The 17401-nt window shown below is 46.5% G+C and carries 13 protein-coding genes; 5 read left to right on the forward strand and 8 right to left on the reverse strand.

Annotated elements, in window-relative coordinates:
* Window positions 1–197 precede the first annotated feature (197 nt).
* From NYE22_RS18240 to NYE22_RS18250, 3 genes are all read left to right on the forward strand, one after another.
* Window positions 198–1583, forward strand: coding sequence for an amino acid permease (locus NYE22_RS18240; protein WP_326354374.1), 1386 nt, complete (start codon window positions 198–200; stop codon window positions 1581–1583).
* Between the two features lie 91 nt (window positions 1584–1674).
* Window positions 1675–2382, forward strand: a complete 708-nt coding sequence (locus NYE22_RS18245; protein ID WP_326354373.1) for a YjjG family noncanonical pyrimidine nucleotidase — start codon at window positions 1675–1677, stop codon at window positions 2380–2382.
* Window positions 2383–2493: 111 nt separating this feature from the next.
* Entirely contained in the window at window positions 2494–3723 is a 1230-nt protein-coding gene (locus tag NYE22_RS18250) for an MFS transporter (protein WP_213419643.1), read from the forward strand.
* Between the two features lie 28 nt (window positions 3724–3751).
* Here NYE22_RS18250 and NYE22_RS18255 read toward each other — a convergent pair whose 3' ends face one another.
* From NYE22_RS18255 to cypD, 7 genes are all read right to left on the reverse strand, one after another.
* The gene (locus NYE22_RS18255) at window positions 3752–4687 is read right to left on the reverse strand and encodes a hypothetical protein (protein WP_342412030.1); all 936 of its coding nucleotides are present in this window, start codon (window positions 4685–4687) and stop codon (window positions 3752–3754) included.
* The gene (locus NYE22_RS18260) at window positions 4688–5866 is read right to left on the reverse strand and encodes a glycosyltransferase family 2 protein (RefSeq protein WP_342412031.1); all 1179 of its coding nucleotides are present in this window, start codon (window positions 5864–5866) and stop codon (window positions 4688–4690) included.
* 28 nt (window positions 5867–5894) lie between these two features.
* Window positions 5895–6806: a putative nucleotide-diphospho-sugar transferase gene (locus NYE22_RS18265; RefSeq protein WP_174223585.1), complete on the reverse strand. Its 912-nt coding sequence runs from the start codon at window positions 6804–6806 to the stop codon at window positions 5895–5897.
* A 23-nt stretch (window positions 6807–6829) separates the two neighbouring features.
* Complete coding sequence (locus tag NYE22_RS18270) at window positions 6830–7798, reverse strand: GDP-mannose 4,6-dehydratase (RefSeq protein WP_003233783.1); 969 nt, start codon at window positions 7796–7798, stop codon at window positions 6830–6832.
* A 6-nt stretch (window positions 7799–7804) separates the two neighbouring features.
* A complete protein-coding gene (locus NYE22_RS18275) occupies window positions 7805–8569 on the reverse strand; it encodes a glucose-1-phosphate cytidylyltransferase (protein WP_029726884.1) in 765 nt (254 codons plus the stop codon).
* Between the two features lie 236 nt (window positions 8570–8805).
* Window positions 8806–10725: a lipoteichoic acid synthase LtaS1 gene (gene ltaS1 / locus NYE22_RS18280; protein WP_003243930.1), complete on the reverse strand. Its 1920-nt coding sequence runs from the start codon at window positions 10723–10725 to the stop codon at window positions 8806–8808.
* A 446-nt stretch (window positions 10726–11171) separates the two neighbouring features.
* A complete protein-coding gene (gene cypD / locus NYE22_RS18285) occupies window positions 11172–14357 on the reverse strand; it encodes a bifunctional P-450/NADPH--P450 reductase (protein WP_342412032.1) in 3186 nt (1061 codons plus the stop codon).
* Window positions 14358–14506: 149 nt separating this feature from the next.
* Here cypD and NYE22_RS18290 point away from each other — a divergent pair, with 149 nt between their 5' ends.
* Window positions 14507–15577, forward strand: coding sequence for a DUF3900 domain-containing protein (locus NYE22_RS18290; protein ID WP_029726663.1), 1071 nt, complete (start codon window positions 14507–14509; stop codon window positions 15575–15577).
* A 35-nt stretch (window positions 15578–15612) separates the two neighbouring features.
* On the opposite strand, the gene NYE22_RS18295 is transcribed toward NYE22_RS18290, so the two are convergent.
* Complete coding sequence (locus NYE22_RS18295; protein WP_342412033.1) at window positions 15613–16722, reverse strand: FAD-dependent oxidoreductase; 1110 nt, start codon at window positions 16720–16722, stop codon at window positions 15613–15615.
* A 162-nt stretch (window positions 16723–16884) separates the two neighbouring features.
* Between NYE22_RS18295 and yetL the strand changes: the two genes are divergently transcribed.
* Complete coding sequence (gene yetL, locus NYE22_RS18300) at window positions 16885–17388, forward strand: transcriptional regulator YetL (protein ID WP_021481246.1); 504 nt, start codon at window positions 16885–16887, stop codon at window positions 17386–17388.
* Window positions 17389–17401 lie beyond the last annotated feature (13 nt).

Genomic DNA, 17401 nt, shown 5'->3' on the forward strand with positions numbered 1-17401 from the left:
TCTATCGGTTCATCTTGCATAAAATTGAATATACGATTAGTAAAAATTACTATCCTATGATACGACAACGCTGTTTTGCTTCTATCATTTAAAGCAGAAAAATATTTTATTGACTGAGTCAAATTTCGACAATATAATACAACAAGAACTGCATATAATGATTAGAATATTTTGAATATTTCTAGGAGGAACTTTTGATGAGTTCATTATTTAGAAAAAAACCGCTTGAAACATTGAGTGCGCAGAGCAAGTCAAAAAGCCTTGCCCGTACGTTAAGCGCATTTGATTTAACCTTGCTCGGTATCGGTTGTGTCATCGGTACAGGGATTTTTGTCATTACAGGAACAGTGGCAGCGACCGGTGCAGGTCCCGCCCTCATCATATCGTTTATTTTAGCGGGGCTCGCCTGTGCGCTGGCTGCTTTCTGTTATGCTGAATTTTCGTCTTCCATTCCGATTTCGGGAAGCGTGTACTCATACTCATACGTGACACTTGGAGAGCTGCTCGCCTTTTTGATCGGATGGGATCTCATGCTTGAATATGTCATTGCACTGTCGGCGGTTGCCACCGGCTGGTCTTCATACTTTCAATCACTTCTTGCCGGCTTCAATCTTCATATTCCGGCTGCACTGACAGGAGCGCCGGGAAGCACGCCGGGCGCCGTATTTAACCTTCCGGCTGCGGTGATCATTCTCCTCATCACTGCGATTGTCAGCAGAGGCGTCAAGGAAAGCACACGCTTTAACAACGTCATCGTACTGATGAAAATCGCGATCATATTATTGTTCATTATTGTCGGCATCGGCTATGTGAAACCGGATAACTGGTCTCCTTTTATGCCATTCGGGATGAAAGGCGTCATACTTAGCGCTGCCACTGTATTCTTCGCGTACCTTGGGTTTGACGCGGTTTCTAACGCATCAGAGGAAGTGAAAAATCCGCAAAAAAACATGCCCGTCGGCATTATTTCAGCTCTAGCCGTCTGTACGGTTCTGTACATCGCGGTATCGCTTGTGCTGACAGGCATGATGCCTTATGCCAAATTGAATGTCGGAGATCCTGTATCCTTTGCGCTGAAATTCGTCGGACAGGACGCTGTTGCCGGAATTATTTCTGTCGGTGCGATTATCGGGATTACGACGGTGATGCTCGCTTTGCTGTACGCTCAGGTTCGTTTGACATTTGCCATGAGCAGAGACGGCCTTCTGCCTGGATTGTTCGCAAAGGTTCATCCGTCATTTAAAACCCCGTTCCGCAACACATGGCTGACAGGGATCGTTGCAGCGGGAATCGCCGGCTTTATTAACCTCGGAACGCTGGCCCATCTGGTGAACATGGGAACACTTGCCGCGTTTACGGTCATATCTATTGCTGTCATTGTGCTAAGAAAGAAACATCCTGAAATCAAGGCGTCCTTCAGAGTGCCGTTCGTTCCGGTTGTGCCGATTATCAGCGCAGGCATCTGCCTCTGGTTCATGTACAGCCTTCCCGGCGTCACATGGCTTTCATTTGTCATCTGGATCGCTGTCGGAACACTGATTTACTTCCTATATTCGAGAAAACACAGCTTATTAAACAAATAATCTCTTTTCAGCCGGCGGTGCCTCACCCGCCGGCTTTTTCCTTTTTTTATGTGCTATACTTTGAGTACGCATGAGAAAGGGAGACACACAGATGAAACGGTACCGCACTTTATTATTTGATGTAGATGATACCATCCTTGATTTTCAAGCGGCAGAAGCTTTAGCCCTGCGTTTGCTGTTTGAAGATCAGAACATTCCTTTAACAAATGACATGAAGGCGCAGTATAAAACCATCAATCAAGGTCTCTGGAGAGCCTTTGAAGAAGGTAAGATGACACGGGATGAAGTCGTAAACACACGTTTCTCCGCTTTGCTTAAAGAATACGGCTATGAGACTGACGGAACCATACTTGAGCAAAAATACCGCCGCTTTCTTGAAGAAGGACATCAGCTTATTGACGGTGCATTTGATCTCATCTCAAATCTGCAGCAACAGTTTGATTTGTACATCGTGACAAACGGCGTGTCTCACACACAATATAAGCGTCTCCGTGATTCAGGATTATTTCCATTCTTCAAGGACATTTTCGTTTCTGAAGACACAGGCTTCCAAAAGCCGATGAAGGAATATTTCGATTACGTATTTGAACGGATTCCTCAATTTTCAGCAGAGCACACATTAATCATTGGGGATTCACTGACTGCTGATATCAAAGGCGGACAGCTCGCCGGACTTGATACTTGTTGGATGAACCCTGACATGAAGCCGAATGTGCCAGAGGTCATACCAACCTATGAGATTCGTAAGCTTGAAGAGCTATATCACATTTTGAATATCGAAAATACCGTCAGCTCCTAATCAGGCTGACGGTATTTCTTTCATAAGAATCTTTTTTCCTCTTGATAAATTCTTCACCTTATGAATAATATGGTGGTATGCTTTGGTTATATATGTAAGGAGGAGACTCAATTGGCTATTGCCGCCCCGTTAAAAGAAAAAACAGTTCAAAAACCAGGCACCACGGTGTATCCGATTTTGATTATTATCGGAATTTGCCATATGCTCAACGATTCGCTTCAAGCTGTGATTCCGGCCATGTTCCCTATTTTGGAACGCTCCATGAGCCTGACGTTTACACAGCTCGGCATCATCGCTTTCACATTAAACATGGTGTCATCCGTCATGCAGCCTGTTGTCGGCTGGTATACCGATAAACGACCGCGGCCGTATGCGCTGCCAGTCGGTTTGACCGCCAGCATGCTTGGCATTTTGGGCCTTGCATTTGCCCCGTCATTCATAACGATCCTATGCTGTGTGTTTTTCATTGGATTAGGCTCGGCCATTTTCCACCCGGAGGGCTCCCGTGTGGCGTATATGGCCGCCGGCACAAAACGCGGGCTCGCCCAGTCGATTTATCAGGTGGGCGGAAACTCAGGCCAGGCGATGGCGCCGCTGATCACCGCGCTGATCCTTGTACCGCTCGGGCAATTCGGCGCTGTTTGGTTCACGCTTGTCGCCGCGCTTGCTGTTATGTTTCTCATGTATATTGCGAAATGGTACGCCTCACGTCTCGGCAGCCTTGCCCAGAAATCAGGCAAACAAAAGAAAACGGCTGAAAACACGGCCATCACCAAATCTGTTGTATCTGCTCTTATTATTATTATATTTCTCATTTTTGCTCGTTCTTGGTATACGAGTGCGATCGGTAACTTTTACACGTTTTACGCGATGGATACCTATCACGTAAGCATTCAGCAGGCACAAAGCTATATTTTTGTCTTCTTGCTGTTCGGCGCAATCGGCACGTTTCTCGGCGGCCCGCTTGCAGACCGTTTTGGAAAACGCTTCGTTATCCTCGGTTCGCTGTTATGCTCGGCGCCGCTGGCGATCTTGCTTCCATTTGCCGGACCGGTTCTCGCCTATGGCGTGCTCGCATTGATTGGCTTGGTTCTGATGTCGAGCTTTTCTGTAACGGTCGTCTACGCACAGGAGCTAGTTCCTGGAAAAATCGGCACAATGTCCGGTTTAACCGTCGGGCTTGCCTTCGGGATGGGCGCGATCGGCGCTGTGGCGCTGGGCGCTCTGATTGACGCCGCGGGACTGACCCCGACGATGATCGCCATTGCCTTTCTCCCTGTTCTCGGCATCCTTGCCTTCCTATTGCCAAGTGACCAGAAGCTGAGAGAATGGCATAGCTGAAAAAACCCCTGCCAGGCGGCAGGGTTTTTTAATCCAGCTGGATAAAATGAGTGTCAGGCACTGCGTGCTTCGGGATAAAGCCATCCGCAAAGTCCGGAAACGCCGACTGTATTTCATCAATCCATCTTTTCAGATTTAATATATAGGGCATATAAATCATCTCAATTGTCGCTTCGTCTTCAATCCGGTAGTACCAGCAAAGATTAAACTCTTTTTCTGTCACCAGCGTAAACCCAGAGAAATGATAGAAAATCAGCGGCGTTTCATCTATATACACGCGGCCGTCCTTTTGCCCGACCTTATAGTTTTCGATATTCCAAAGCGCTGTATTGGCTCCTATTGATTTGACAACATGAACACCTTTAAACTGCGCCGGCCATTTCTCCACATATCTTTGATCACCATATGTCTTTCGTTCCGTATCCATTTCGACCGTGCAAAATTCAATACAGTCCTGTCTCCACTGCCACACCGCTTCATATGCTTCCTTTGTATTACCGGCACCGACAAAGCCTGTATTAAAGCGTCCGGTTCGGTCGTAGTAGGACATGAAGCGCGGCGAATTACGATGATCAGTCAAATACAGAGACGCCGTTGGGTTTTCTGCAAAAATACGCGCCGGATCAGAAAAGAAAAATAGATCCGTATCCATATGGGCAAAGTATTCAGCGTCATCCCACTTGCTCATCACATGAAACAAAAAGGCGGGCTTTAACGTCCAGCAATATTCATGAAACGTTCTGTTGCTTTTCGCTTTCAGCAGCTCCGGGTCTTCCATTTCATGCAGCTGCACAAAGGTTACATGCTCCCATGGCACGTGCTGAAGCAATTCATACGCTTTCTGGTCGACACACAGCACATATAAATGAAAATCATTGCAATACTCATGGAGAGAATGAATCATAGGCATGAGCTTAAAGATATGTGTCCTTGACACTATCGTTGAAAAATGAAATGTACTCACTTATACCACATCCAATGATCTAAGATCCACGTGCAGCAAATCGTTGACAAGCGCATACAGTGCGTTGGCGAAATCGTTTACGCCTAGCTTTTTCTTCGCTTTTGGCAGAAGCTTGCGGACAGTTTGTAAATCAAAGCTTTTTGCCGTCACCCTTGGGGCTTTCTTTCGCCAATCTGGATCAATGTTGCGCTCTTTAACAACATGCAGAAGCTCAAGAAACAGATTCAGCAGCATATCATATTTCTGAGACTCCAGCAGCTTTTGAATATCAGTCATGATTCTGTTCGTCATGTCAGGCGGGAACGGTCCATTAAAAGCGAGATGAACGTCTAAGGAGCGGATGTTATTGTATTTATCGCACATATAGGCAATGTTGGCCCGAATATCATCTACAGATTTACAATTGCTTGGATGCTCCTGATGAACACTGACAATATCGCGGCGAAGCCTGAAGGTCAATCCGGCCTGATGAAGCCTGATCCCGAGGTCATAATCCTCAAACCCGTACCTCACAATGCCTTCGTCAAATAAACCGAGGTCAACCACATGCTTGCGTTTCACAGAGGAATTATTCGTGATAAAAAAGCGCCATGGCATATGATAGCCTTTCAAGTCATCGCCGTACTCATCTAAAATCTTCTTGAGCACGTCTATAAAGTCGGTATCGAGGTCAAAGCTTTTATCAAGAAAGCTTCCGTTTTTAATGTCTGCTTCCTCCAGCAGCTTTTGTTTGTCTTTCTTCGGCATTTCATCTGTGAGCTTTGCGAGCTGTTCCTTATGTTCTTCTTCAAACCGTTCATAATAAAAACTGTAGATCCGTTTCCAAAACAACCCGCACACGACGAGATTCTCTTCGTTCTCATGGGCTTTTATATGTTTTGCCACAAGGTCCTTTGCCGCAAGCATATCACTGTCATGGAAAATCAGGATGTCTCCTCTGGCATTGCGAAGCGCCTGATTTCGTCCGTACGCAATGCCCCTGTTTTCTTTAATCCGTGTAAAGATCAGCGGAAAATCAGCTTGAAATGACTCAAGCATTGAGAGCGTCCCGTCCTCAGAGCCATTGTCCGCTACAATGACTTCGAATTCTTCATCGCACTCCTGCTGGTTTAATGACAGAAGGCTGTTGTAAAGGCGCTCCTTTGAATTATATGCAGGAATAATAACGCTTGCTTTCACTTCATTTTCACTTCCTGTATTTACTCATTTATTTGTTGTCATCTTTTGAAGCAAAACCGTTAAATTCAGGGTCTAACGTTTTCATGTGCTGAATGATATGCGGCAGTGTCTCTTGATACAGTTCATGCACAAACGGCAGATCTGTGCGGGTTGTTTCATGAATCTGTTTGATTTCATTGATGCTGACGATGCGGTATCCGCTGAAATGATAAAAGATCAGCGGACTGCCATCCTCCAGCACGATCCGGCCATCTTTCCAGGAAAACGTATGCTGCCCATAATTCCAATGGCCGATGTTCACGCCGGGTGTCGTAATGTCACACACATTCGGAAACAGCTCAGACATATAATCCAAATAGCCCTGATCACCGAATTTCCCTTCACCCGGTGCATTTTTGCATTCCTCAAGACAGCGTTCCTTCCACCACTCCAAGCAATCCGTGCCTGCATCATCATGCTTGAAGCTGATAAATCCGGAATTATATCTGCCTAAAAGACGCTGCAGCATGTCAATCTGCTCTTTCTCAAAAGAAGGGATTACAATATCCCCCCGTGAAAGCAGCACCGAGCAGTCCGGCTGGTTTTCAAAAATCGGCGATGGATCTGCATAGAAAAACAGGTCCCCGTCAATATACGTCACACGCTCCAGCCCGGGATTGCTGTTCAGCACAGCTTGCAGAAAGATCGGCTTCATCGTCCAGCAATACTCACTTTGATCTCTAGTTTCCTTCAGCTTCAGCAGCAATTCATTTTCAAGAGCGGCCACCGGCACAAGGTTCAGCTGCTTCATCTTCAGCTTCTGTAACACGCGGTGCGTATCTTCATCCATGCAAAGTATAAAAATGGGACTGTCTTGATCAACTTGCTCTAACGACTTAAACAAAGCGACTGCCTGATATAATCTTCCTTTTGATAAAACGGTGCAATACGCGCTGGTCACAGTCTTGTTCACCTCGTTTCACATTACTTTTTGAAGAATTCCGTATACCACTCAATCGTTTTTTCAAGTCCCTCATCAATAGTATAGGCCGGTGTCCAATTCAGCAGCTTTCTTGCTTTTTCCGCGGATAAATATTGATGTTTGATTTCATTGCTTCCCTGATTCAGCACCTTAGGTTTCAGATTACTGTTCATTTTCTTTAATATTTTCTCTACCAGTTCAAGTACGGTCAGCTGGATCTCATTGCTGAAGTTAAAGGCCTCTCCGGCAAGATTGTTTTCTTCCATTTTTTCTGCAAGAAGCAGATAAGCCTGAACGGCGTCTTCAATATAGAAGTAATCCCGTACAAAGGTGCCGTCGCTTCGGATTTCCGGCGCTTCCCCGTTCAGCACAAGCTGAATCGTCTGAGGAATGATGCGATTGAAGTTCAAATCTCCGCCGCCGTATAAGTTTCCGCAGCGCGTAATGCAGACCGGAAGCCCGTACGTGTGAAAATAGGTGTGGCTGATCAGATCTGCGCAGCTTTTTGAGACGTCGTACGGGTGCTTGCCTTGCAGCGGCATGTTTTCATCGTATGGAAGGTTTTCTTGATCGCCGTAAGCTTTATCACTTGAAGCGACAATGACCCGCTTAATTAACGGATGCTTGCGGCAGGCTTCGAGAATATTCCAGGTGCCGAGGATATTCGCTTCAAAGGTAGAAATCGGGTTGCGGTTTGCTACGCCGACAATCGCTTGTGCAGCGAGATGAAAGACAGTGTCGATCTCATACTCGCCAAGCGCGCGTTCAATCACAGCCAAGTCCTCTAGAGAGCCCCGCACGATGTTCATTTTCTTGATATGTTCTCCCTGATAAAGATTGGATTGAGGCACATGATCCCTGACAAGCCCCGTAACATTTGCGCCCTGATCGATCAGCTCTTTCACCAAATAGCTTCCTAAAAGACCTGTGCATCCCGTGACAAATACGTTTTTATTTTTCCAGAAACTCAAATCGATTCACCATACCTTCCATACTTGTTGTCCTTGATTCCACATTTTGTTGACTTCTAAAAGATTTTTATACGTATCGATGGCCGTCCAAAATCCATAATGGCGGTACACAGCAAGCTCCCCGTCTTTGGCAAGGTTCTTCAGCGGTTCATCTTCGAACATCGCGTTCCCGTCCTTCGGCAAATACTCGAAAACCTTTGGACTGAGAACGAAGAATCCGCCGTTGATGATTCCGTCACTTGATGTCTTCTCAGAAAATGTTTTCGCCATGCCGTCCTCAACCGTCAAGGTGCCAAACTGCGAGACTTTGTCAATGCCGGTGACAGTCGCGGCAGCACCTTTTGTCTGATGATAGCTGATGAGATGGAAAAGATTGATATTGGCCAGCCCGTCCCCATAGGTGAGCAGAAATGTTTCATCACCGATATAGTCTTTCGCCTGCAAGATTCTTCCGGCTGTCAGCGTATCTTCCCCAGTCTCCAAAAACGTAATTTTCCACGTTTCAGGCTGCCCCAGCATCTGAACCTCTCCCGTAGAGCTGTCGAGTGTTAGACTGTTGTGCTTCCATTCATAGTCGAGAAAGTATTCCTTGATTTTTTCTCCTTTATAGCCCAACAGCAGAATAAACTCGTTTACTCCGTAGTACTGATAAATTTTCATAATATGCCATAGAATCGGTTTGCCGCCTATCATGGCGAGCGGTTTAGGAATGTCATTCGTGACTTCACTCATTCTCGTTCCTTTTCCGCCGCAGAGAATGACCGCTTTCATCTCTACCCCTCATCTCTATGAATATTGAGTTCGAAACCTGGTATATCTTCACAATCTATCAAGGCATTTCCCCGATAATTTGTCCGATTTCAATCCGGTTTCAAAATCTACTGTAATGATATGAGAGAAAGCCAGCCTTGGTGACCAAATGGAATCTATTTTTTCAAGTTGGTTGTATAACCAAAAAAAAGAGCCTTGAGCGAAGGCAATGCGCCCGCTCAAGGCTCTTTTTCATCTTATTTGATTTCTTTCTCCTTGCCGTAATGATAGTCTGACGGATCAACGGCTTTGAAATCATTTAGTTTATGGAACCTCAGCAAGTCTTTGTACAGGACACTGTCTGAAAGGCTCAGCTGCTGGTTCACTCTTGTTTTCAGATTCTTCGTTTCTTCATTCGCTTTCAGTTTTTCACCAGTCTTCGTATCGTAAATGATATTGTCGACTGATGTGTACTTCGGCGTTACGAAGTCTCCGTTTCTGAATGCCACCGTATCGTCGTGGTCTTTAGAGAATAAATCAGTACCAAAGTTGATATATTTCTGAGAATCAATTCCTTCTAAGTGCAGAAGTGTCGGCATGACGTCAATTTCGCCGCCATACGTATGGTTCACTCCGCCTTTTTTGCCAGGAACGCGGATCATCAGCGGCACACGCTGGTTCTGTGCGTTTTGATAATCTGTGATCTCTTTTCCAAGAATCTCTTTCATCGCTCGGTTATGGTTTTCAGAAATACCGTTATGGTCACCGTAAATCATGATGACTGAGTTGTCATACAGGCCGGCTTCCTTCAGCTCCTTGAAGAATTGCTCAAGCGCTTCGTCAAGGTAACGCGCTGTCTGGAAGTAGCTGTCAACTGTGTTATCGCCAGTTGTCGCTTTTTTAAGAGACGCGTCTTTTTCATCCAGGTTAAACGGATAATGGTTTGTCAAAGTAATCAAATGCGCGTAAAACGGCTGTTTAAGAGACTCAAGCTTTGGAATCGATTCTGTAAAGAACGGCTTATCCTTAAGTCCCATGTTAATCACATTTTCATCTGACATATCATACGTGCTTGCGTCGAAGAACTTGTCATATCCGATATGTTTGTAAATCTGGTCACGGTTCCAGAACGATTTGTAATCACCATGCAGGACGGCGCTTGTATAGCCTTCCTTCTGGTCTAAAATCGCAGGAAGCGATTGGTAAGTGTTTTCGCCTTTCGTCACAAACGCGGAGCCTTCAGGAAGACCGAAGATCGAGTTATCCATTGTCAGCTCGGCATCAGATGTTTTTCCCTGGCCTGTCTGATGGAAGAAGTTATCAAAATACGTCACATCTTCCCCGCCGTGCGCAAGTTTATTTAAGAAAGGCGTCACCTCTTCACCGTTTAGCTTGTAGTCAATCAGGAATGACTGGAAGCTTTCGAGGTGAATTTTAATGATATTTTTGCCTTTGGCAGAGCCGAAGTACTCGGCGTTTGGTTTCGCATAATGAGACGTCGTGTAATTCTCGACGCTTGTTAAATCATCGCTGCTTGCATAGGCCCGTTGCGTTTCTGTTTGAGCCGTCTGCACACCGTCATAAATGGTGTAGTTGTACAGACCTAAATACTTCACGATATAATTGCGGTCAAACGTTCTTGTCAGCAGCTGCGGACGGTCTTTTTCCGCATAGTGCAGGTTGATGAAAAACAGTGCGATCCCAGAAAGGATCACTAAAGATGCAAAGCGTTTTTTCATTTTGTATTCTTTTAATTCAGGTCTCCAGATCAATACCGCAATCAAAATGATAATATCTAAGAAATAGAAAATATCATGACCGGCCATGATACTGAAAATCCCGTCTCCCATGTTTCCAACGTTTCCGGACTGTTTAATGTTCGGGAACGTCAAGAAATCGTCAAAGAAACGATAGAATAAAATATTTGCATATAACACAAATGTCATCAAGAAATCGATAATCAGCATAATAATGGCTGATTTACGCCCTTTCGCCAGCAAAGCCAGTCCTAAAAAGAAGACGGCGCTTGAGAATGGGTTAAATATCAGGAGGATCTCCTGAGTTGTGCCTTTTACCCCAAGATTAAACTCAGTCTTGTAGGATAAATACGTTTTTGCCCAAAACAGTATAACAGCCAGCACAAAAAAGCTAAGTTTGTAAGAAAAAAGTTTCTTCATGGCAACCTCTACTTTCTTAAACACTTTAAGTTCTTCATTCATATTTACCTGCTCTTTATATCCTGCCTTCCAATTCCTTCTTTCCAAACAAAATCAAGGCATCACACAACAAGAAATACACCGCGGCAAGCCGGAATATTTATGTTTCGCACCATATCATTTTTATTACAACCATTTGGAAACCAATCACTGGACGAAAGAAACCTTCATTTCGTTTCACATTTTTTTCTCAGAAATAAAAAAAGGATTTCTTTTGTCATGTGTGCCTTTGAAAAAAGAAATAGATACCGAGTATAAGAATAACATAAACTAGCAAAAACGAAAAATAGGTTTTGCAGACAGCCCGCCCTTCCGGCGGACTGAAGTTATTGTATGCATCAATGTTTAGCGCGATCACCATTTTTTCTAAAGGGCAAAAAAGACTGGATGTCTCCAGTCTTCTTTATCTATATCCCTGCCCAGACATCCTTAGCGTACATACCGGTATCCTGCAGATGTCTCAGCCAGTTTTGCGCTTCTTGCTCCCCGGTGCCATGAATAGACTGATACGCCTTTTGCAGTGCCGCCTCCACATCCGGGGCCATTTTGCTGCCGTCACCACATACATAAAGCCTGCCTCCGTGGTCAAGGATCGATATTAACGTTTCTGTATGGTCAGCCATGACATGCTGGACATACGTTTTCGGCATGCCTTCTTTGCGGGAAAAGGCTGTGTGGACAGTGACAATTCCGTCTTTTTCAAACTGCTCAAGCTCATCACGGTATATAAAATCACGATCGTTTCTGCATCCAAAATAGAGATGAGCTTCACCGAGCGTTTTCCCCTCCCGCTTTAAAACTTCGCGGGCTTGAAGGAAACCGCGAAATGGCGCGACTCCTGTGCCAGGTCCGACCATAATGATTGGCGTTTCAGGGTCTTCTGGAAGCTGAAACCGAGATTCTGGTGTGCGTACAAACATCACGAGATCATCACCGGCTTGGCGCTCAGCTAAATCATTTGAAGCCACGCCCCTGTATTCGCCACGGCCGCTCCACGCAGGGCCGCGCACGACACCGACTGTGATCGATGCTAGCCGCGGATTCACTCTTGGAGAGCTTGAAATTGAATAATATCTCGGTTTTAACGGCCGTAAAAGCTCTAAAAATCGTTCAAACGGCATGTCGCACGCTTCATACTTTTCAAGCAGATCCAGCATGGAAATTCGTTTTTTCAATATTTGCTCCTGATAAACACCCTCTGCTGACAGTTCTTCTAATTCGCGCCTATGCGGCGGACACTCTGTAAATGCCGCCAGTTCACGTATTTGCGCTCTTGTGGCTGCTTCCTGCACCTCGACGCTGTAGCTGAGAAGATCATGCAGGCTGACAGGACGGCCCAATGGCAGATGCCCCGCACTGTGGCCGCTTGCCGACAATGTCACTTGGTCGGTTCCCTTCAGACCGAATCTGTGGAGAATCCGGCTGACATTGGTTTGGCTGTTTTTTGGCAATACGCCAAGATGGTCGCCCTCTTGATATACAACATCCGGCGGCAATGTAATTTCGATATGGCGAGTGCTTCGATCGCTGTCTGCGGACTGGAGTTCACGATTTTCGGCAATGGATGCGTGAGAGGCTTCGTACGATCTAGCCAGCGGAGACTCGCCCAGCCCTCTGACAAACTGAAGGCTCAGCGTGCTTCGTTCCTTATCGGCGTTTTCATTAAGCTCCAGTCCGAATGCCTTAATGGCGTCTGCCCACATGCTTTTTTTCCACTCGTCAAGCTGCCCTTCAAAATCACCGCTCACATCCCCTTCCCCGCGCCCAGAAAACCGAGTCGCGCCTTTTTCTGCAAGCTGCTCATCAATGAATCTCGGCACGTATTGATACGTGCTCGCCCAGTTGTGGTCGCCGCAGCCAAATACCGCGTAATGAACGCCCTCAAGCTCACCCGGTTTGATTTCTTGAAGCCACTGCACGAATTGTCCGGCATTGCTTGGCGGTTTTCCATTATAAGACGAGGTCACAATGACAACCGCTCCCTCTTTCGGCAGCTTTCCAATCCGGTCGTTCAGAGGTGCTGTCTCTGTCCTTACGCCGTGAAGACTGGCAGTGTCAGCAAGCTCCCGGGCGACGCCTTCTGCGGTGCCGGTATCTGAGCCGTACAGCACGAGAAGCGGGCGGTTGTTAAGACCGATGACAGATGCGCCCTTTGCTTCCGTTTTCTCCTTTTGCTCATCAGACGCGGCTTTTTCAGCTGCCTGGACGTCTGCATGAATGGCTTCCTGATGACGGCTTTGAACCCTGATGTGAAAATCGCCCGGCTTAAGTGTTAGGGTTTGTTTGATATCAAGCTCATAATTCTCATGATCAATCAGTGTGAAATATTTTAGAATCATCCCCAGCACAAGTGTGGCTTCATGAAGGGCAAACTGCATGCCGATACAGGCCCGTTGTCCATTTCCGAATGGTTTGTACGCATGATGAGGCACTTGGTCCTGATGCTCGAACCGTTCCGGCCGGAATTCCTCGGCGTCCTTTCCCCAAGCGTCTCGATCACGATGAAGCTGCGGAATCAGCACAGAAATTCTGTCTTTCGTCGTGATCGGGAATTTCCCGCCAATGACTGTGTCTTCTTTTGGATAAAGGCTGAAAGCCGGAGCTGTCGGCCATAAGCGCAGTGATTCATTTAAAATCATCCGTATGTATTTAAGCTCCAGCACTTGTTTATAGGTCGGCGCTGCATCTGTCAGCACCCGATCGACCTCTTCATACGCCTTTTTCAGTTTGTCAGGGTGCTTCAATAAAAAGTAGGTCGCAAAGGAAAGCAGGCCGCTCGTTGTTTCATGGCCGGCAATCAAAAACGTAATAATTTGAAAGCGGATATTTTCGTCGTCGAGCTTTTCACCCGTTTCCGGATCTTCCACATTCAGCATGCGGGCGAGCAAATCTTTTTCATCCTGGTCTCCATTCGATCTGCGCTCTGCAATAATGCTGTCGACTAACGAAAACATCGTTTGAATATCATGGCGGAATTGCCGCTTTGTTCTGACCATAAGCTTATCTTGAACATCAAGCCGCTGCATTTGATGCATCGCTTCATCAAGCGCCCGCACCATGCTGTTGATAAACGGGTGGGGCGTTTCTCTGTAGTAACTGTTAAAGCGGTAGTTAAACCCGCATAGCCCAATGGTGTCGAGCGTCAGCCGGGTCATATCTCCGGGGACATCGACTGCTTCATTCGGGTTGAGCCTTGCCCATTTTTGAATGAGCTGAACAGCGATATCGACCATTTTCTCATGATAGTCCTTCATGGCCCGCTGGCTGAACGTTGGCATCAGAATGTTGTGCGCTTTTCTCCAGTTAGGCTCATGCGTCCAGCTCGTAAACAATCCGTCACCGGAAAATGCGCGAACCTTTTCCAAGGCGCCTTCAATGCTTTTATCAAACCGTTCTTCATCACAAACCTCTTTCACCAATTCGTGGCCGGACACTACAATGGTCGTGCCCGCGGGTGTATGGATTTGAAAAATCGGGCCCTGTTCTTCCGCCAGTTTGATCAGCGAAAGCGTCGGCTTGTCTTTATCGATTAAAGGCAAATTGCCGAGCGGTCCAAACGTCTTCGGCTGAGGAATCGGGCTTGTTTCCTTCATCGAACCATTCCTTTCCGTATGAGATGCCTTCTATTTGACTACATTTCCCTTTCATGGTCATGATTATTCCGTTCTCCCAATTGACGCATGATTGCTGTTTTTTCTATACTTGAGAAGCTGTACAATACGCGAATAAGGTGAGTTTATATATGGATTTTGAAATTCGTTTTTTATCCTTTTATGTCATACAGGTGGAAGGCAAAGATGAGCAGGCGAACAAGCAGTTCAAGCACTTCCAGACCCTTGATACGGGCGAATTTGAAGAAAGCGAGCTGAAGGACTTTCTCGACGGGGAACTGAAAAAAATCGTCAAACGGAAAGCCGACCGCCATCCGCAGTCCGAGCAGGTGCCGACGAAAATCGGCCATTTTATCGTTGAGCCCGGCCACGAGCTTGATTCCAACCCAAACTACAACATGTTCAACCGTGCGCGTCTGGCGGAAACAAAAGAAGACTTCAATGAGCTGAGTGAGCAGTTCGTCCGCACGTACCTTGACACAAGCGCGGTTCGCGGCGGCGTGTTTCTCGTCGCTTCGGCCGTACCGAGAAAATACTTTGACGAGTCATTTGTCTTTATTATGAAATGTGATTTTGAGCCGAAGGTCGCCCGCATCTCTGACGCGTCTTCTCTCATTAAAAAAGTCGAAATGGCGATCACGACAAAAAACATGAAAAGCATCCAATACCCGTACATGCCAGAGGAAGGAATGGTCGAGGAAGGTGAGCTGAAAATCCACCAGGCCTCGCACGCCCGCTATTTTGAGGACTTTCTGAAATTCGTCGAGTACGGAGAATCGATGCCGGAAATCATGAAAAATCAGGTCATGAACATGGTGCAGGAGCACGTCTACGAGACATTTGAAGACAACAGCGAAGAACTCAAGCAGTTCGAGCACGACATTGAAATTTGGGAAGCAAGCGAAAAACGGGAAATCCAAGAGCGCCTCGACACCCATCAAGTCATCGAAGCCTCCGCCCAAATCATCGAGCACACGCCAGAGGCCCAACTGAAAATGAAAGTCGGAGAAACAGAGATTAAGGGATTGCTAGCGGATTTTGGCGACTCCATTCATCTCGCAAAAGTAAACGGGCGCTATGTCGCGCTGATTGAAGCCGAGACGATTTCGTTTGAGAAAGGCAGTTCACCGGTGGAGTTTTATAAGCCTGAGGGACTGCATGAGGTGATTGAGCGGATAAGGAATAAAACAGAGCAAGAATAAAAAAGTCCAGAAATCACTTTCTGGACTTTTCCTATTTAATACCCTTCCCTCAACACCGCATAGCATTCCCCAATCAGTTCTTCCGCTCCCGGCTCTCCTTTCAGCCCGCGGCGGACGATTTCCGATGATAGGTTCTGGACTTTGAGCGCTCGTGGGGCTCTTCTTTTGTAGTACGCCTGTAATGCTGTTTCGTGGTCGGCGTGGTTTTGGAGTTCTTCGGCGAGGACGATGGCATCCTCGATCGCCATTGCCGCTCCTTGCGCCAGGGTCGGCGCGCCGGCGTGGGCGGCGTCTCCTCCGATGACAACGCGGCCTTTATGCCATGGCTCCTGCACGGCGACCTGCTCCAGTTTGTTAAAGATGACAGGATGCTGTTTTGACATGTGCTTTGTGACAAAATCAAGCCCCGGATAACCAGAAAGAACCTCTTTTACTCTATCAAACCGGGTATCTTCCTCATCCCAGTAATCGCTCGTGCAAGGCTGGAGGACGAAGACATAGCCAGCGTGTTCCGCCAACGGCACGACGCCAATTTGTGTGTCTCCGCTTCTGTACATCAATGTCGCGTCCTTAAATGTAAAATCGGGAAGTTCGATATAAAAGCGCCACGCCCCCATGCCGAGGTACTCTTTTTCTGTTTCCTTTTGCAGCATTCTATCGCGAACAACGGAGTGAATGCCGTCAAAGCCCGCCAGAATGTCAGCCTGCAGCTTTTCTCCATCTTCACATACGGCAGTGACCGCTTCAGCTGTTTCTTCATAAGAGACAACCTTTTTCCCCCACTTAATGTCTACACCCGCCGCCTCGGCATGCTTCATGAGAATGTCATTTAGCGTTTTGCGCAGGATATTATTGCGTCCCGGCAGTGTATCGTCTAAAAAGGATTCGCTGACTGTAAACAGGAGATTCCCCTGTGCATCAAACGTTTTAAACCACTCTGTTTGAAAGCCATGCTTACAGCACTCCTCGAACACGCCCAATTCTTTCAAGACGGCCATTGCGTTTTGCGGCTGAAGAATTCCCGCACCTGTTTTTCGGTTTTCTGAAGCCGCTTCACATAAGGTGACGGAAAACCCTGCCTTACGGAGAGAAATGGCCGCTGACAAGCCGCCGATGCCGCCTCCTGCAATTAACATATGTTTCATATCAATAACCACCTTTTCAGCTCTATATGTATTAGTTAGGCGCCTAACTATATTACCTTACTATGTCCCAAGAAAATCTGTCAATCATCTCCAAGCCAAGTTGCGTTATGGTTTTCCCTCCTTTATAATCGTGTCACAACGAATGTACGGGAGCTACTTGCGATGGAATTAAAACATTTACCGAAATATAAGCATATAACAGAGCACGCCGAAACGTATGCCAATATTGACGCCGGCTCTCTTGAATTGTTTTTATCTCTATTTGATATTTCAAAAAAAATGAATCATGTGATGGAGCATTACTTTGCTGGCCGAGGGCTTTCAGAAGGAAAATTCAAAATCCTGATGCTGCTCTTTGATGCCAAGGATCATAGGTTAAGTCCGACAGAGCTTGCCAAGCGGTCAAATGTCACGAAAGCAACAATTACAGGCCTGCTGGACGGGCTGGCGAGAGACGGTTTTGTCAGCCGCAGGCATCACACAGAGGATAAACGAAAAATCAGCATTGAACTGACAACGGAAGGCAAAGCACGCCTTGAGCAATTTCTGCCCGGCCATTTCAGCAAAATATCCGCTGTCATGGAAAACTACAGCGACGAGGAAAAAGGCATGTTCGTAAAGATGCTTGGTGATCTTTTTGAAAGGCTGAGCGTGTTTAAAGACTAAAAAACCCGTCCGA

Origin of the sequence: Bacillus sp. FSL K6-1560 (assembly GCF_038592935.1) — a bacterium.
GTDB lineage: Bacteria > Bacillota > Bacilli > Bacillales > Bacillaceae > Bacillus > Bacillus subtilis.